The organism is Erythrobacteraceae bacterium WH01K (assembly GCA_027941995.1).
GTDB lineage: Bacteria > Pseudomonadota > Alphaproteobacteria > Sphingomonadales > Sphingomonadaceae > CAJXSN01.
The window spans coordinates 1,226,761-1,243,578 of sequence record CP115966.1 but is presented as its reverse complement, the minus strand read 5'-3'; the positions used below and the strand labels follow the sequence as shown (position 1 = coordinate 1,243,578).

Genomic DNA, 16,818 nt, shown 5'->3' with positions numbered 1-16,818 from the left:
GCCATAAGCGTGTGAGGCCGGATCAAGCTTAGCGGATTTATCCGGGGGACGATGGAAATGAGTGCATTCGGACGCAGGAACGGGCCAGCGGGTGGTCGTTCGTCTTTTGGCGTCGCGCGGCCCATGAAGGGTGGCGGCAATGCGAAACCGGCCGAACAGGCGCGCCCTCCCGGCGGAGAACAGTTCCCGCCTTTGCCCGGCGACAGCGCGGCGGACGTGCCGGGCGCGTCCGCTGGACAGCCGAACAGGGACGACGCGATGACCCGCCTCGCGGACCGCGCCAACGCGATCCATGAACAGCAGGAAATTGGCGGCTTCGAAGCCAGCGTCCACAAGATCAAGGAACAGGTGCTCCCCCGCCTGCTCGAACGCGTCGATCCCGAAGCGGCCGCCACGCTTTCCAAGGAAGAGCTGTCGGAAGAATTCCGCCCGATCATTATGGAAGTGCTGGCCGAACTGAAGGTCACGCTGAACCGGCGCGAGCAGTTCGCGCTGGAAAAGGTCCTGATCGACGAATTGTTGGGCTTCGGTCCGCTGGAAGAGCTGCTGAACGATCCCGACGTATCGGACATCATGGTCAACGGTCCGGACCAGACCTACATCGAGAAAAAGGGCAAGCTGGTCATCGCCCCGATCCGGTTCCGCGACGAACAGCATCTGTTCCAGATCGCCCAGCGCATCGTGAACCAGGTGGGACGCCGCGTCGACCAGACGACACCGCTGGCCGACGCCCGCCTGAAGGACGGCAGCCGTGTGAACGTGATCGTGCCCCCGCTCAGCCTGCGCGGCACCGCGATTTCCATTCGTAAGTTCTCCGAAAAACCGATCACCCTCGACATGCTCAAGGAGTTCGGTTCCATGAGCGACAAGATGTGTACCGCGCTGAAAATCGCGGGCGCCTGCCGCATGAACATCGTCATTTCGGGCGGTACGGGTTCGGGTAAGACCACCATGCTCAACGCCCTGTCGAAGATGATCGACCCGGGCGAGCGCGTCCTGACCATTGAGGATGCGGCAGAACTCCGCCTGCAGCAGCCGCACTGGCTGCCGCTGGAAACGCGCCCGCCGAACCTGGAAGGGCAAGGCGCGATCACCATCGGCGACCTGGTGAAGAACGCCCTGCGTATGCGCCCCGACCGCATCATCCTGGGTGAGATTCGCGGCGCGGAATGTTTCGACCTTCTCGCCGCCATGAACACCGGCCATGACGGCTCCATGTGTACGCTTCACGCCAACTCGGCGCGCGAATGCCTCGGCCGTATGGAAAACATGATCCTGATGGGCGACATCAAGATCCCGAAGGAAGCCATCAGCCGCCAGATCGCCGAATCCGTCGACCTGATCGTGCAGGTGAAACGCCTGCGCGACGGTTCGCGCCGCACCACCGGGATCACGGAGGTCATCGGCATGGAAGGCGACGTGATCGTGACGCAGGAGCTCTTCAAGTTCGAATATCTCGACGAGAGCGAAGACGGCAAGATCATCGGCGAATTCCGCGCGAGTGGCCTCAGGCCCTATACGCTGGAAAAAGCGCGCCAGTTCGGGTTCGACCAAGCGTATCTGGAAGCGTGTCTCTGACGCGGTTCAGCCGCCTTGCATCAGGGCAGGGATAGCCAGCGCCAGAAGGCCGCCGCCGATGACGGCGGAAAACAGGAAGATGCCCGTCCACGGCACCCAGCCGATCCGGTCTATTCGGGTGCGGGCATTGCGCCATCTCTCCGCCAGCATGGCGAATAGCGCCAGCAGCAGGAAAGCGCCGCCTGCCAGCGCGACGCGCGCGGCATCGCTCACGAATATCAGCTTGTGGAACCAATCGGGGATCATCGGCATTCTATCTGGGCATCTATCAGGTGGGCGTACGAGAAGCCGTGCTTTGCGCAGCAGTCCGTTCGGATGCATCGACGTTTGTTTGATGAAAGGAATATTCAATGGTTCGCAAGGTACTTCTCGCCGCTGGCATCGCTTCGATCGCTCTTACCGCAACGGCCTGTAACACGGTCAAGGGCGCGGGCCGCGACATCGAATCCGTCGGTGAAGCAGGCGACCGCGCCATCTGATCCGGCCCACCGGAACGCAACGAAACGCCCGCCCCTGATCCGGCGGGCGTTTTCGTATCCGCCTCGTCGGGCCTTGGGGAGCGCTACTCGTCCCCGCCCAATTCGGGCAGCATCTTTGCCGCGCGCTGCAGGCCTTCGTGTTCATGCACGAACTTGCCCTGCGTCCGCCGCTTGGCCAGCGCAAGCACGGCGTGCGCCATGGTCGAGGCGTGGATCGAGCGGTATTTCTCGTATTTGCCGCGCAGGACCAGGTCGGCCACCGGGCTGGCGATACGCCCCAGCCCTTCCAGCGGGCGCAGGTCCGCCTTGCGCGTTCCGCGAAGAAGCCCCGGGCGCAGGATGTCCAGCCGGCGAAAGCCGACCTTGGCCAGTGCCTTTTCCGTCTCGCCCTTCGTCTTGAGGTAGAAATTGTCGGAGAACGCATTCGCCCCGACCGAACTGACGCTGACCATCCGTTCCAGTCCCGCATCATGCGCGGCTCGCGCCGTTTGCAGCACCAGGTCGTGATCGACGGCATAAAACGCGTCCTTGTCGCCGCCGACCTTGCGGATCGTGGTGCCCAGCGCGCTCACCAGGACCTCCGCCCGGACTTTCTTCAAGACATGGCCCCATTCGGCGGGATCGGCCACGAACATCTCCATCCGCGCGCCATCGGGCATGGGGGCCTCGCGGCGGGAGATAGCGACGAGACGCACATCCTCGCGGCCGACGCACGCTTCCATGACGGCCCGGCCCACCAGGCCCGTCGCCCCGACGAGTACGATGCGAGTGGGCGCGGCAGGATCGTGATCAGACATTGCTGAGACCTTCCGGCGTGGTCCCGTAGATCGCGGCATGGCGAGCGATGGCGTAGCTGTCCGTCATTCCGGCAATGTAATCGACGATATGGCGACTGCGATCGGGCTCCGCCGACGGCATCGTTGCGGTCCAGCGCCCGCCCATCAGGGCAGGGTCCTGATCGTAGGCGGCATACAGTTTCAGGATGACGCTGCGCGCCTTCTCCGCCGTCTCGACCTGGTCGCGGTGGAGATAGAACCGTTCGTACATGATGGCCTTGAGCCGCCGCTCGCGCTCGAACATGGCGTCCGAGAACCCGGCAACCGGCCCGTCATGCGTGGCAATGTCCCCGCGCGAGGTCAGTCCGGCCATCCGGGCCGTGGCCGTGGCAATCACGTCGTTGACCATCACCCCGATCTGGTCGCGTACCAGTTCCCGCAACCGTGTTTCCTGCCGCGCATCGGGATGGCGGCGAACGACCGCGTCCCACAGTTCGGCCACGAAATCGAGTTCAAGCAGGTCCTCCAGCTTCAGGAAGCCCGCCCGCAGCCCGTCGTCGATATCGTGATTGTCGTAGGCGATATCGTCCGCCACCGCCGCGACCTGCGCTTCGAGCGAGGGCCAGCCGCCGAGTTCCAGAGAATAGTCCCGGTCGAGCGCAGCCAGCGCCCAATGGGGATCGGACACCGGCCCGTTGTGCTTTGAAAGGCCTTCCAGCGTCTCCCACGACAGGTTCAGCCCGACATGGGTGCAATAGGGGCTTTCGAGCCGCATCAGGGTGCGCAGCGTCTGCGCGTTGTGATCGAACCCGCCATGCCGTTCGACAGAGGCGTTCAACGCCTTTTCCCCTGCATGGCCGAAGGGCGGATGACCGATATCGTGCGCCAGGCACAGCGCCTCGGTCAGGTCCTCGTCCAGGCCCAGTGCGCGGGCGATGGTCCGGCCGATCTGCGCGACTTCAAGGCTGTGGGTCAGGCGGGTGCGATAGTGATCGCCATCGGGAGCGACGAAAACCTGCGTCTTGCCGCGCAGGCGGCGGAACGCGATCGAATGGATGATGCGGTCGCGGTCGCGCTGGAACGCGCTGCGCGGGCCGCGGGTCTCGTCACCGCTGGCGGCGAACTCGCGCCCGCGCGAGGTTTCGGGATCGGCGGCAAGGGGAGAACGCGACATCGCTCAAGCCGATACGAGGGCGCGGCAATGGCGACAACGGGAACAATCGGGCAACATCCGTCCAGCCGCCGGATTGCAGCGGCAGGCGGCCCGCTGTCGGGCCCCGTTCGTCCTCTATGCCTCGTCCGCCATGATCCAGTCGACCGCCGCCTCGCAGTGGATCCTCGCGGAATCGTAGATCGGCAGCACATTGGCATCCACGTCGATCACCATGTCGAGTTCGGTGCAGGCCGACACGACCGCTTTCGCCCCGTCCTGCTGCAATCGCGTGATCAGCGTGCGGAAGAACCGTTCGGAAGAGCGTTTCGCCTCTCCCGCCATCAGTTCTTCGTAGATGATGCGGTTCACCTCGTCGACATGGGCCATGTCCGGCGGCAACAGGTCGATGCCCTTTGCCACCAGCCGCTGGCGATAGAAGCTTTCGGTCATGACGTTGCGGGTCCCGATCAGGGAGGCGGCATTGGTCGCCCCCTGCTCCACCATCTTGTCCCCGACGCAATCGGCGATGTGCAGGATGGTGATGTCGACCGCCTCGGCCACCCGGTCATACAGCCGGTGCATCGAATTGGCGCCGATGATCAGCGCACCTGCGCCTGCATCTTCCAGCCGTTTCGCGCTGTCCACCAGAACCTCGCCCGCGCGGTCCCAGTCCGATTCTTCCTTGAGCCCGTGCAGCTGGCTGAAATCGAGACTTTCGATCAGCAGGGGCGCGCTGGCCATCGGCGCGGCCCGTCGCTGGATGCCCTTGTTTATCCACTTGTAATAGAGACCGGTCGAGACCCAGCTCATTCCGCCGATCAGGCCCAGTTTACGCACGCAAAATCACTCCAGACAAAGGACGACAAGCGCCGGTCGGGGCCGGACGCAATATCGCCTCTCGCTTGCCGGATCAGTTCGCGCTGTCAACCGTCGGGGTGGGATCGGCAGGGGGTTGCGGCGAAGAAATCGACGAGGCGAGCCATGCACGCAGATCGCTCGCCGTTCGGTCCGGCCCTTCCTCCATCGGGAGGTGACCGATATCGTCGTAGGCCGCCAGCGAGGCGTTGGGCAGGTGCCGCATGAACCATCCGGCCGCGTCATAGGGGATGAGCGCATCCTCCTTCCCCCACATCACCAGCACAGGCAGTTGCAACGCAGCGACATCGGCGGCGGCAAAGGGTTCGCGCCGTGACGCGAAGCGGGCGCGGGTCGCCGCCCGCGTGCCGGGATAGCGCGCCATTTCCCAATAGCGATCGACGGCCCCGGGCGTGACGACGTCCTGGTTGGATACGCTTTGCGACAGGCTTCGCTCGACCAGCGAACGCGGCAGGAACTGGCTGAGTACTGCGCCGACGCCGGGGATACGCGCCAGCGTGAAGGCGAGGTTGCCGCCACTCTCACGCTCTACGGGTGCGCCGCTGGCATCGACCAGGACCAGTCCGGCAAGGCGTTCGGGATGCTTCAACGCATAGGTCATCGCGACCCCGCCGCCCATGGAATTGCCGGCCAGCACGAACCGCTCGAGGCCGAGCGCATCGGCGATCATCTCGACATCGGCGGCAAAGGCATCGGGCGCATATTCACCGTCGACGCTCGCGCCGGTCAGGCCGTGGCCGATCTGGTCGAACCGGATGACGCGGTAATCGCCTGACAACGCCCGCGCCCAAGGCTCCCACGTATGGAGGTCGGCATTCGAGCCATGGAGCAGGACGATGGGCAATCCGCCGCGCGGCCCCTCGTCCCGGACATGGAAGATATTGCCATCCGGCATTTCCACGAAACGCGAAGGCTCTCCGCCATATTTCGCGCGCATCTCCGCCGGATCGGTGTCGGGCACGCGCAGCAGCAGGAAAGCGAGCGCGGCAATCGCGACGAGGCCCAGCAGGGTGAGAGCCAGCTTCTTCACCTAGGCCCCTCCACCTGCCTCGCGGGCAATGCCGCTGGCACACAGGGCAGCAGAGGAGCCGGTTACGGCAATCACTTCCGCATCGCCCACGCGCCGCACCCGGGCCAGGAAATCGCGCACGCCGGTGGGTCGCCGGGCCTCCCCATCCTGCGGGGCGAGGCCTTCCAGCTTGCGAAGCTGGTCGATGGTCAGCCGGTCTACCATGCGCGCGGCCATGCAGGACGCCGTGCCATCGCCCACGCCATTTTTTACCAGCGCGCTTTCGACCCGGCTCTCGGCGATCCGGTCGATGCAGCCGTTCAAAAGCAGCGCAGCACCGGCCGCCAGCAGGGCGCGGGTCAATCCATCGCCTTCACGATTTCCTCGACCATCTTCTTGGCATCGGACAGCAGCATCATGGTCTGGTCCATGTAGAACACGTCATTGTCGACGCCGGCATAGCCCACGCCGCCCATGCTGCGCTTGATGAAGAATACCTGCTTGGCCTTGTCCACGTCGAACACGGGCATGCCGTAGATGGGGCTGGACTTGTCGGTCTTGGCCGCCGGATTAACCACATCGTTCGCGCCGATAATGAAGGCGACGTCCGCCTGCGCGAATTCGGAGTTGATGTCTTCCAGCTCGAACACGTTCTCGTACGGCACCTGCGCTTCGGCGAGGAGAACGTTCATATGCCCCGGCATGCGCCCGGCGACGGGGTGGATGGCGTATTTTACCTCCACGCCCTTTTCTTCCAGCATGTCGGCCATTTCGCGCAGTGCGTGCTGTGCCTGCGCCACCGCCATGCCGTAGCCCGGGATGATGATGACCTTTTCCGCCTGTTCCAGCATGAAGGCCGCATCGGCCGCGCTGCCCTGTTTGTAGGGGCGCTGCTCCTTCGCCTCGCCGCTGCCAGCCGCGCTGTCATCCGCGCCGAAGCCGCCCGCGATTACGCTGATGAAGCTGCGGTTCATCGCCCGGCACATGATGTAGCTGAGGATCGCGCCCGAGGAGCCGACCAGTGCGCCGGTGATGATCATCGCCGTATTGCCGAGCGTGAAGCCCATCGCAGCCGCGGCCCAGCCCGAATAACTGTTCAGCATCGACACCACGACCGGCATGTCCGCCCCGCCGATGGGGATGATCAGCAGGAAGCCGATGAGGAAAGCGAGCACCGTCAGCGCAATAATCAGCGGCCTGGTCTCGGCCGGCCCGGCCATGGCGAAGAGCGCGGTCAGCACGATGATCGCCGCCAGCGTGCCGAGGTTGATGACGTGCCTCGCGGGCAGCAAAATCGGCGAACCGCTCATTCGGCCCGATAACTTGGCAAAGGCGATGACCGAGCCGGAGAAGGTGATGGCTCCGATGGCGATGCCGAGACCCATCTCGACTTTGGAAACCGCGCCGATGCTGTCGCCGATCAGCAAGCCGAAAGCACCCGGATTGAGATAAGCCGCCCAGCCGACCAGCACCGCGGCAAGGCCGACCAACGAATGGAAGGCCGCGACCAGCTCGGGCATTGAGGTCATGGCGATGCGGCGGGCGATGACAAGGCCGATCACGCCACCGACCGCGATCGCGATGAGGATTTCGACAATATTGGCAATGTCGCGCGTCACCATCGTCGTCACCACCGCGATCAGCATGCCGATCATGCCGAAGCGGTTGCCCGTCCGGCTCGTCGCGGGCGAGGACAGTCCGCGCAGCGCAAGGATGAAGAACACGCCCGACACGAGATAGGCGAGTGCGACCCACGGGTTTACTCCGCCATGCGCCATTCCAAGATCGGAAGCTGTGTCGAGGGCAAACTCTGGCTCGACGTCGGTTCGCCAAGCGGCAACGAAGTAGGAGAACATCACTTCTTCTCCTTCTTCTTGTACATGGCGAGCATTCGCGCCGTCACCGCGAACCCGCCGAAGATGTTCACGCTGGCGAGCACGATGCCGAGCAGCCCCAGCCATTTCGCCCCCGGCACATCCGCCGCTGCCGCCGCGATCAGCGCGCCGACGATGATGACCGACGAAATCGCATTGGTCACCGCCATCAGCGGCGTGTGCAGCGCGGGCGTGACCGACCAGACCACGTAATAGCCGACGAAACACGCCAGCACGAAAATCGACAGGATCGAAATGAAGTCCAAGGTCAGTCCTTCTCTGCTAAGCGCGTCGCGGTCCAGGGGAGGACGAAGCCGCGCCCCGTGCTCCAGCTTTGCCCGGTCATCTTTTCGCCTTCCAGACAAGCGGCGTGGAAATAGGGGCCGCTGTCGTCGCTGGTGCGGAAGGACAGGCAGGTGCGGCCTTTCGCCTCGCCAGCGCGTCCGGCCTCTATCGGAGAGCCGTAGAACGAGCCTGCCACGTCCCCTTCGCCAGTCGAGACAAGGGTCATCGGCTGCGTGTAATGCGGGTCGTCGAGCGATAACCGCAAATCCACGCTCCACTCGCCCGCCCAGGCTGCGGATTGCTCTTCACTCGCATCGACTGCACCGTGCGTCGAGCGGGCAGCAACAGGCTGCGATGCCAGCACGATCATGGCCGCCGCCAGCACCCCGGCGGCAATCCGTGCATCTCTCGGCGCCATGCAGGTCAAGTGACGCCCGCCGCGGCTTCCATGCGGTCGAGCCCGGCGACGATTTTCGCAATCTCGGCGGCGATCTGTTCTTCTACGGTCTCGCCGTCCGGTTCGCCGCATTCGGCCGTATTGACCTGCCAGAAATGGGCGTAGTCCGAACGAACGACCGCCAGGTCGACTTCCAGCGCCGTGCCCGCAATCCGCTCTTCCAGCGCTTCCATCCGCGCGCGGACCGGGTCGTATTGCGCCAGCCGTTCGTCCTCTACCGTGTAGGGACAGACTGGCTGCAGCCCGGCAACCACTTCGCGCGCGCCATATCGGAAATCCGAGCCGGCCGAAGCCGCGCGGGTATCGTAGCTGCTTGCCCCCGGCTGCATACCGTCGCACCCGGCCAGCGCCAGCGATGCAATGATGGCTGCGGCAATTCCAAGGCGCATGGTCACCCCTCGCTCGCCTCAATGTTTTCGCCATTCGAAAGCTGGGTGCCTGCGAAGTAACCGGCATTCAAGCCGAGGACGAACAACAGGACCAGACCGATGCCCAGCAGAATGAGCCATGCCGCACGGTTCATGATTGCAACCTTTCGTGAACGATCTTGCTGTGCTTCGTCAGGCGCACGGCTTCTCCGAATTCTGCGTCCAGTTCGACCGTACGACACTTTTGCCCGACATTGTGGAGCAGCGTGCGCAGCGAGGACGTGACCGACCGGATCGCATAAGTGCTAGCGAGACATGCCGAGCCAGAAAGCAACAGGATGAAGATGAAGTCCATTGGTTAAGTGCGCCTACCCAGGAACGTAAAACGATCTTGCCGGCGTTTTGCCGAGTATGACCGGACGTATCGGCATGGACCGAACCAGTTCGAACTGAGCCCCATCCTTCGTCATCGCCGAAACCTGGAACTGACCCCCGAATAGTTCCAGTTCACCCCGCGGCCCAAGTTCGTAGCGATCATAGGAGATCGTCTCAGCCTCGTCCCCATTCCCAATCCTGGCGGCAATGAACACGACGTTCTTTTTCGGAATTGCACGACGCAGGACAAATTGCATCGAATAAGCCACGGGATAGGGTTGCTCGGCCGAAAGCGTGTAGGGAACGGGTTCGCCCAGTGCGATCCAGTCATTGTCCCCGTCCTGCATCACCGGAAAAGCAGCGGATTCACCGCCGGTCGTCAGCGCACGGTCGAAGGCACCATCGCGATCATCGTCTCGCAAGCAGACGAAGACACGCACCATCCGATCATATTGAGGAGGATCGTCAAGATCCTTATTGGAGGATGCGCAATAGGCGATGCCTTCGGTGCTGGTCGCCTGAAACAGCACTGTGTCGGCAGCGACGTAGCGCGTCATCGCGCTTCCGGGAACTGCAATCCTTTGCGCTAGTGTAACCGTGACACCGGAAACGACTGGCACGCTATAGAAAGCTTCGTTCTCGTCGACAAAACCCTCGGCTGCCTGGTCACCTTCGGGCGCGGTGAGGAACAACGGGACGATCGACGAACGCGCGCTGGCTGGCGTCGCGAACGCGCACGAAAGCGATGTCACAGCGGCTAAGAGAAAAACCGAAGTTTTCATACCAACCTCTCGTGAACGATCCTGCCGTGCTTCGTCAGGCGCACGGCGTCTCCGATTTCCTCGTCCAGTTCGACAATCCCGGCGTCCTTGTCCCAGAAGGCAGAGAGGAAATTGAACAGGTTGCGCGCGAACAATGCGGACGCGTCGGGGGCGAGATGCGCGGGCGTGTTGGAATAACCCATCAGGGTGACCCCGTGACGCGTCACCAGTTCATCGGCCGTGCTGCCCTCGACATTGCCGCCTTGCGCCACGGCAAGGTCGTAGATCACGCTGCCGGGCTTCATCGTCGCAATCTGCGCGTCGGAGATCAGCCTTGGCGCCTCGCGCCCGGGGATCAGTGCGGTGGTGATGACGATGTCCTGCTTCGCGATATGCTCGGACACCAGTTTCGCCTGCGCCTGCTGGTATTCCTCGCTCATCTCGGTGGCATAGCCGCCCGAACCCTCGCCCTCGATACCGGCGACGTCCTCGACGAAGACGGGTTTTGCGCCGAGCGACTGGATCTGCTCTTTCGTTGCGGAGCGGACATCGGTCGCGCTGACCTGCGCGCCCAGACGCTTCGCCGTGGCGATCGCCTGCAGTCCGGCAACGCCCACGCCCATCACGAAGACCTTCGCCGCCTGCACCGTGCCGGCAGCGGTCATCATCATGGGGAAGGCGCGGCCAAACTGGTTCGCCGCCGCGATGACCGCCTTGTAGCCAGAGAGGTTGGACTGGCTGGACAGGACATCCATGCTCTGCGCGCGGGTAATGCGCGGCATGAATTCCATCGACAGCGCCTCGAAGCCAGCCTTTGCGTAAGCCTCCACGCGATCACGCTGCTGGAAGGGGTCGAAGATGGCGGCGACCAGCGCGCCGTCCTTCGCGCCCGCAAGCGCAAGCGGATCGGGCGCGCGGATGCCCAGCACGATGCCCGCCCCGGTCACCGCCTGCGCGGCGTCCGTGATCGACGCCCCGGCGTTTTCATACTCACTGTCCGGAATGGAGGCAGTCTCTCCCGCCCCACGCTCGACCGCGACTTCAGCCCCGAGCGCGATGAATTTCTTCGCGGTTTCGGGCGTCAGCGCAACGCGGGTTTCCCCCGCCTCGCGCTCTTTCAGGACAGCGATCCGCAACGGATCAGCTTGCGATCATGACAACGACGAGAAACGTGATCACCGCGATCAGCGGCAGGATCCACTTCAGCGATGCGATGAAGCTGGAATAGGTGCTGTTGGCAGCATTCATGTCGTTCGATGCCATGGGAATGATCTCCAATGATAAATTGCCTGTGCGGCGAAAAACTCTGTTGCGCGAAGTCCTATATCCACCCCCCGCGCGCTGCAAGTCCCGGCCGCTGCCCTTCCCCTGCGAACGGCGAGATCGGCACACCTTCTTTTCAGCCTTAACACGAACTTTACCCCGCCGACCTATCACGCCCTTTCTGTACCGCACTGGGACGGTTTTGGGGAACGATGGCCGAGGACGACACCCGCCTGCTGATGCTGATCGACGACGAGCCGGCGCAAAGCCGCCTCGTGACGGCACTCGCCGCGCGCGAGGGCTGGCGTACGCTCGTGGTGAAGGACAGCGAGACCGCGATTGCCACGCTCGGCACGCGCGAGGGCATGCAATTGTCCGCCATCATCCTCGACCAATGGGTGCCGGGCGACGATGCCTGTTCGCTGATAGAGGAACTGAAGGCCCGGCGTCCTGCGCTGCCGATCCTGATGCTGACCACCAGCGCCAGCCCCCTGCTGGCCGTGGAAGCGATGCGCGCGGGCGCCACCGACTACCTGATCAAGCCGGTCGCGCCCGATCGCCTGATGACGGCGCTTCGCAGTTCCACCCGCAAGGAAGCGCCGCGCGACGAATTGCAGCCCCTGACGGAGAAAATCGACGCCGAGCTCGACTTCGATTCGATGATCGGAACCGCGCCCGAATTCCGCACCTCCCTCGCCCGCGCGGCAAAGACGGCACGCGGCCACGGCCATGTCCTGATTGAAGGCGAGCGCGGAACGGGCAAGGAAATGCTGCTGCGCGCCATGCTGGCTGCCAGCCCGCGTGCCAAGGCGCCGCATCGCCTGCTGAATGTCGGCGGCGTTCGGGCCAATTCGATAGAATCCGCATTGTTCGGCCACGAACCGGGCGCCTTTCCCGGCGCGTTCGACCGGCAGATCGGGGCCATCCAGTTCTGCGATGGCGGAACGCTGATCCTCGACGAGATCGACCGGCTCGGGAAAGACCTGCAGGGCCGGCTCGCCTCGGTCATTACCGAGGGCATAGTGCGACCCGTCGGCGCCACCCACGGGTTCAAGGTGGACGTGCGCATCCTCTCCGCCAGCGACCTTCCGCTCGACGACCTGGTCACGACCGGCAATTTCGACGCGGCCCTTCTACAGGCGATCACGGGCACGCGCATCGTCCTGCCGCCGCTGCGCGAGAGACCCGGCGATATCGGCGCACTGGCCCGCCATTTCCTGATCCGCATCGGGGAACAGCCGGGACTGAGGCATCTCTCGCTCGCCGACAGCGCCCTGTCGCTGCTGTGCGCCTATGACTGGCCGGGCAATGTCCGGCAGTTGCAGACCGTCCTGTTCCGCGCTGCCGTGTTCTGCGAGGGCGAATCGCTGACCGCCGGCGATTTCCCGCAACTGTCCGAACTGGTCGGCGAGATCGACGAAAACGCCGCGCCCCTGCACGAAGCCATCGGCGTGATGCTCTATACCGAAGACGGCAATCTGCGCCCGCTCGAGGAAATCGAGGCCGATGTCATCCGTCTCGCCATCGGTCATTATCGCGGACGGATGACCGAAGTCGCCCGCCGGCTCGGCATCGGGCGCTCCACCCTTTATCGCAAGCTGTCCGACCTCGGCATCGACAATGCCGCCTAGGTTTCGGGTTTTGCCTGCCACACGAACCTGCGGAGAAGCCCGATGAGCGACATGACCCATTCCAGCTTCAAGGAAGCCTGCGACGCACTGTCCGGCAAGATCGATGCCGAGCAGTTCGAGCGGTTCCGCTGGACCCGCGACGAGGCGCCCAAGCTGGCGCGCCTGGTGGAACTGGTGCGCGGCTCGGTCGAGGACCGGACCGATATCGAGATCAACGAGGAAGGCGGCACGGCAGAGGCCAAGCGCTTCGTGATCAAGGTGCATGGCAAGCGGGTGGCCGGTCTGGGCGTCGCCCTCGACCGCGCCCATGCCGTCATCTCGATCGGGGCGATCGAGCGCAGCCCCTATCCGGTCGCGCAGGAGCGGCCCATCCACGCGCCCTTCTCCGAAGTCGACGAGCAGTGGATCGGCAATACGCTCGCCGCCCTGATGCAGCGTATCGGGCGCGCACCGGGCAGCGAAGGCAGCGACACCGCCCGGACACCCGGCTGAACGGATTGACCGGCCCCGCCCGGCCTTTTTCCGTGTAGCCTCTCTCGACACGCCTGCGGCGCGGCTCTAGCGCCGCCCGCATGACAAACGGACACGATTTCACTGGACAGACCGCGCTCGTCACCGGAGCCGCCTCGGGTATCGGTGCGGCATGCGCGCGCTGGCTCGATGCGGGGGGCGCCGGGCGCCTCGTCCTGATCGACACGGATGGCGATGCGCTGAATGCGCTCGACCTGTCCTGCGAAACCGACCGTATTGTCGGCAGCGTCGCCGACGAGGCGCTCTGGCAGCGGTTGGACGAAAGTCATCCGGAAATCGACGTTGCCATCGTCAATGCCGGTGTCGGCGGGGCCGGCACGGTCGCCGATCAGACGCTGGAGGAATGGCGCCGCGTCATGACCGTCAATCTCGACGGTGCATTCCTGACCCTGAGCTATGCCATGCACGCGATGAAGCGGCGTGGCGGCGGATCGGCCGTGGTCGTTGCGTCCGTCACCGGCCTGAAGGCCGTGGCCGGCATCGGCGCCTATGGCGTTGCGAAAGCGGGCGTTGCCCACATGGCCCGCATTGCGGCACTGGAAGGGGCCGCAGACGGTATCCGCGTGAATGCCGTTGCCCCGGGCGGGGGCGACACGGCGATCTGGAACGGCTCTCCGCAGTTCCAGGCCGCGGTGAAGAAAAACGGACGCGACGCCACGCTGAAGGCGATGGCCATCGGCACGCCTCGCGGCCGTTTCGCCACGCCGGACGAGCTGGCAGCGCAGATCGGCTTCCTGCTGTCGGGCGCCGCCGCCAACATCACCGGCGAGGTGATGGTGACCGACGGCGGCTACTCCCTCTAGGCAATCAGACGGAAAATCACTCGCCCTGCGGCGCGTCCTGAGCGCCCGGGATCATGTCCGGCGAGCGCATGGCCGGGGCTGTCTGCGCATTCCAGAACACGTCCTGCTGCGCCCGGATCTCGCCCTCGGCCCCGCGCAGCGACAGCGTTACCTTCTCCGCCGCCCAGTCGATTTCGACGAGGCCGAAATTCTCCTCCGCGATGAAGTCCGTCACCCGCAGCGGATCGGGCTCGCGTGCCGTGTTCTGCGGCGTCGTGCCGAATGCGAGGTTAAGGGAAGAGCTGGTCAGTTCCCACAGCGGATCGCCGCCTTCGCCAAGCCCGGAACGATAGATGCCGCCTGCGTGCCGGTCGCCCGACAGCAGCAGCAATTCGCTGTCAGCCCGCGCGCCCAGCATCTCGTAAAGACGAGCGCGCTCGAGCGGCAATTGCTCCCAGCTTTCGTAATCGTGCGCATCGGTCAGGACCTGGATCGACGACACGACGATCCGCAGGTCCGCCGGCCGTGCCAGTTCCTGCTGGAGCCAGGCCCACTGCGCGTCGCCCAGCATGGTCAGGCTCTCGTCATTGCTGGGCTGGTAGGGGCCAAGCGGCGGGCGTTCTTCCGTGTAGGGCATCCGCTCGAACTCGGACCGGAAATAGCGCGTATCCAGCATGATCAGCTGGACCCGGCGATCGCCCTGCCCGAACATCCGGCTCTCATAGACGCCGGGGCGCGCGCGCACTTCTGCCGAACTGCCCCAATAGGTTTCGTAGATATCCTCCGCAAAGCCGCGAAAGGCGAAGGCCGCGCCGCCATCGTTGAAGCCGAAATCATGGTCGTCCCACGACGTCATCATCGGGACCCGTGCCCGGAACTGCTGGAATTCGGGATGGTCGGACTGCGCGGCATAGGCATCGCGAAGCGTCTTCAGCGCGGCATCGCCCGACCAGTTGGTGTCGCCATAGACATTGTCGCCGATCAGCAGGAACAAGTCGGGGTTCGTCGCCTCGATCTGCGCCCACATATGCTGGCTGCGCGACTGGTGGTTGCAGCTGCCGAAGGCGATCCGTTCTATCATGGCGGCGGTCGACGGCAGGGGCGCGCCCGGAGGGGCCACGGGCATTTCCACGCGCGATTTCAGCGCCGCGTAATACCCTTCGAGGAAGGAGCCGGGCCCGACCGTGACATCGCCGTCCTGCGCGGCAAGCGGGGCATGCGCGAGCGCGCCTGCCATCAACGGAAGGGCGGCGGCGAGCAGGGTCTTGCGGGCGTTCATCGGTTAATCCTCGTGCAGTCGTTTTGTCATCGTGGTGCAGGCAGTGGCCCTTGGCGGTCTTCTATGACGGGATTGCGACCCCCTGTCATCCGCACGGAAATCAGGCGGGCAGATCGGCGAAATCGGTCAGGGCGGCATCGCGCAGGCCGCGCCAAACATTGCGTGCCTGCACCGTCTCCGCGACATCGTGAACGCGCAGCATCTGGACGCCGGCATTCATTCCTGCCAGCGCCAGCGCGATGCTGCCGCCGAGGCGTTTTTCGACCGGGGCTTCGTGGCTGAGCGCGCCGATCATCCGCTTGCGACTGGCCCCCAGCAACAGGGGATGGCCGAGCGCATGGAACAGCGGCAGCGCGTTTATCAAAGCCAGATTGTCCGCCACCTGCTTGCCGAAACCGATACCGGGGTCGAGCACGATCCGCTCGGGCGCGATGCCTGCCGCCACCGCGTCGTCCCGAATGGTGCGAAGGGCGTCGAACACATCGAATACCGCACTCTCCCCTGCTTTCTGGTGCAAGTCCGTGCCGTCCCCTGCATGCATCAGCACGACCGGACAGCCGCGGGCCGCGACCAGTTCCGGCGCGCGCGGATCGTAGCGCAGGCCCGATACATCGTTGACCAGCGACGCTCCCGCATCGAGCGCCGCCTGCATTACCTCGGCACGTCTCGTATCGATGCTGACCGCGCCGCCCATCGCGGCCGTGTATTCGACGGCGGGAAGGATGCGCGCGATCTCGTCCTGCTCCAGCACGGCCTGTGCGCCCGGCCGCGTGCTTTCCCCGCCGATGTCGATCAGTGCCGCCCCGGCCTCCAGCATTTGCGCCGCATGGGCCCTTCCCACATTCGGATCGTCCAGGAAGGCGCCGCCATCGCTGAAGCTGTCGGGTGTGACATTGAGGATGCCCATGACCTGCGGCTGGTCGAGCCGGATCGTGCGCTCCCCCAGTTCCAGCGGCGGATGCGCAAGCGTCAGGTTGGACCACTGCAGCGCGCCCTCGGCCGCGAGGTCTTCCGGCAGGCGTTCCAGTGTGTCCGGCATCATGGCGGGCGAGCAGGTTCGGCGCTCGGTGACCGATCCGTTCTCCCGGACGATCACCGCGAAGCGATGCGCATAGATCATCCCGCCTGCGAGCCGGACCGTATCGCCCTCCTCGCTCTGGGGACCGGGCGCAAATCCGATCGGACGGATATAGACGGAGCGGGAGGCGTGCTGCGGCATGGCGAACGGTCTTACGGCAAAGCCCGCCGCGCGCAACATGGCGGCGAGCCACTTTCCGGAAGTTCGCCGCGACGGGGAACCGCCGCGACCGGCTGCTCATTCCCCATGACAAGTCCCATGCG

General features: G+C 64.6%; 22 protein-coding genes. 5 read left to right on the top strand and 17 right to left on the bottom strand.

Translation table 11 applies throughout. From position 1 onward, the window contains the following. The first annotated feature begins 57 nt into the window (after window positions 1-57). Window positions 58-1,578, top strand: a complete 1,521-nt coding sequence (locus PF049_06165) for a CpaF family protein (protein WBY17722.1) — start codon at window positions 58-60, stop codon at window positions 1,576-1,578. A 6-nt stretch (window positions 1,579-1,584) separates the two neighbouring features. Here PF049_06165 and PF049_06160 read toward each other — a convergent pair whose 3' ends face one another. Continuing rightward, window positions 1,585-1,830 (bottom strand): hypothetical protein, encoded by a 246-nt coding sequence (locus PF049_06160; protein WBY17721.1) that lies wholly within the window; start codon window positions 1,828-1,830, stop codon window positions 1,585-1,587. 98 nt (window positions 1,831-1,928) lie between these two features. Between PF049_06160 and PF049_06155 the strand changes: the two genes are divergently transcribed. Then, window positions 1,929-2,057, top strand: a complete 129-nt coding sequence (locus tag PF049_06155) for an entericidin A/B family lipoprotein (GenBank protein ID WBY17720.1) — start codon at window positions 1,929-1,931, stop codon at window positions 2,055-2,057. Between the two features lie 83 nt (window positions 2,058-2,140). Here the strand turns inward: PF049_06155 and PF049_06150 are convergent, their stop codons facing one another. The 14 genes from PF049_06150 to PF049_06085 all read right to left on the bottom strand — a co-directional run bounded on the left by PF049_06150 (window position 2,141) and on the right by PF049_06085 (window position 11,254). Continuing rightward, window positions 2,141-2,854, bottom strand: coding sequence for an NAD(P)H-binding protein (locus PF049_06150; GenBank protein WBY17719.1), 714 nt, complete (start codon window positions 2,852-2,854; stop codon window positions 2,141-2,143). Continuing rightward, a complete protein-coding gene (locus PF049_06145) occupies window positions 2,847-4,007 on the bottom strand; it encodes a deoxyguanosinetriphosphate triphosphohydrolase (protein WBY17718.1) in 1,161 nt (386 codons plus the stop codon). The genes PF049_06150 and PF049_06145 overlap by 8 nt, the downstream gene beginning before the upstream one ends. Window positions 4,008-4,121: 114 nt before the next feature. Further along, on the bottom strand, window positions 4,122-4,823 hold the full coding sequence (locus PF049_06140; protein ID WBY17717.1) for an amino acid racemase: 702 nt from the start codon (window positions 4,821-4,823) through the stop codon (window positions 4,122-4,124). Between the two features lie 73 nt (window positions 4,824-4,896). Further along, on the bottom strand, window positions 4,897-5,892 hold the full coding sequence (locus PF049_06135) for an alpha/beta hydrolase (protein ID WBY17716.1): 996 nt from the start codon (window positions 5,890-5,892) through the stop codon (window positions 4,897-4,899). Continuing rightward, window positions 5,893-6,234, bottom strand: coding sequence for a hypothetical protein (locus tag PF049_06130; GenBank protein ID WBY17715.1), 342 nt, complete (start codon window positions 6,232-6,234; stop codon window positions 5,893-5,895). Next, entirely contained in the window at window positions 6,231-7,649 is a 1,419-nt protein-coding gene (locus tag PF049_06125) for an NAD(P)(+) transhydrogenase (Re/Si-specific) subunit beta (protein WBY17864.1), read from the bottom strand. Before PF049_06125 ends, PF049_06130 begins: the two co-directional genes overlap by 4 nt. Before the next feature lie 77 nt (window positions 7,650-7,726). Further along, complete coding sequence (locus tag PF049_06120) at window positions 7,727-8,011, bottom strand: NAD(P) transhydrogenase subunit alpha (GenBank protein WBY17714.1); 285 nt, start codon at window positions 8,009-8,011, stop codon at window positions 7,727-7,729. A gap of 2 nt (window positions 8,012-8,013) precedes the next feature. Further along, window positions 8,014-8,448, bottom strand: coding sequence for a hypothetical protein (locus tag PF049_06115; protein ID WBY17713.1), 435 nt, complete (start codon window positions 8,446-8,448; stop codon window positions 8,014-8,016). Window positions 8,449-8,453: 5 nt separating this feature from the next. After that, window positions 8,454-8,882, bottom strand: coding sequence for a hypothetical protein (locus PF049_06110; GenBank protein WBY17712.1), 429 nt, complete (start codon window positions 8,880-8,882; stop codon window positions 8,454-8,456). After that, window positions 8,879-9,010 carry a hypothetical protein gene (locus PF049_06105; GenBank protein ID WBY17711.1) on the bottom strand — a complete coding sequence of 44 codons (132 nt, stop codon included), beginning with the start codon at window positions 9,008-9,010 and terminating at the stop codon, window positions 8,879-8,881. Before PF049_06105 ends, PF049_06110 begins: the two co-directional genes overlap by 4 nt. Then, window positions 9,007-9,210: a hypothetical protein gene (locus PF049_06100; protein ID WBY17710.1), complete on the bottom strand. Its 204-nt coding sequence runs from the start codon at window positions 9,208-9,210 to the stop codon at window positions 9,007-9,009. The genes PF049_06105 and PF049_06100 overlap by 4 nt, the downstream gene beginning before the upstream one ends. 13 nt (window positions 9,211-9,223) lie before the next feature. After that, the gene (locus PF049_06095) at window positions 9,224-10,012 is read right to left on the bottom strand and encodes a hypothetical protein (GenBank protein ID WBY17709.1); all 789 of its coding nucleotides are present in this window, start codon (window positions 10,010-10,012) and stop codon (window positions 9,224-9,226) included. Next, window positions 10,009-11,127 carry an NAD(P) transhydrogenase subunit alpha gene (locus tag PF049_06090; protein WBY17708.1) on the bottom strand — a complete coding sequence of 373 codons (1,119 nt, stop codon included), beginning with the start codon at window positions 11,125-11,127 and terminating at the stop codon, window positions 10,009-10,011. Before PF049_06090 ends, PF049_06095 begins: the two co-directional genes overlap by 4 nt. A 4-nt stretch (window positions 11,128-11,131) precedes the next feature. Continuing rightward, window positions 11,132-11,254, bottom strand: coding sequence for a hypothetical protein (locus tag PF049_06085; GenBank protein ID WBY17707.1), 123 nt, complete (start codon window positions 11,252-11,254; stop codon window positions 11,132-11,134). Window positions 11,255-11,466: 212 nt separating this feature from the next. Here PF049_06085 and PF049_06080 point away from each other — a divergent pair, with 212 nt between their 5' ends. From PF049_06080 to PF049_06070, 3 genes are all read left to right on the top strand, one after another. Next, window positions 11,467-12,885 (top strand): sigma-54 dependent transcriptional regulator, encoded by a 1,419-nt coding sequence (locus tag PF049_06080; GenBank protein WBY17706.1) that lies wholly within the window; start codon window positions 11,467-11,469, stop codon window positions 12,883-12,885. Window positions 12,886-12,927: 42 nt separating this feature from the next. Continuing rightward, window positions 12,928-13,377 carry a hypothetical protein gene (locus tag PF049_06075; GenBank protein ID WBY17705.1) on the top strand — a complete coding sequence of 150 codons (450 nt, stop codon included), beginning with the start codon at window positions 12,928-12,930 and terminating at the stop codon, window positions 13,375-13,377. Window positions 13,378-13,457: 80 nt separating this feature from the next. After that, a complete protein-coding gene (locus PF049_06070; GenBank protein WBY17704.1) occupies window positions 13,458-14,219 on the top strand; it encodes an SDR family oxidoreductase in 762 nt (253 codons plus the stop codon). Between the two features lie 16 nt (window positions 14,220-14,235). Here PF049_06070 and PF049_06065 read toward each other — a convergent pair whose 3' ends face one another. Next, window positions 14,236-15,477, bottom strand: coding sequence for an alkaline phosphatase D family protein (locus tag PF049_06065; protein WBY17703.1), 1,242 nt, complete (start codon window positions 15,475-15,477; stop codon window positions 14,236-14,238). A gap of 100 nt (window positions 15,478-15,577) precedes the next feature. Then, window positions 15,578-16,696 (bottom strand): dihydropteroate synthase, encoded by a 1,119-nt coding sequence (gene folP / locus PF049_06060; GenBank protein ID WBY17702.1) that lies wholly within the window; start codon window positions 16,694-16,696, stop codon window positions 15,578-15,580. Window positions 16,697-16,818 lie beyond the last annotated feature (122 nt).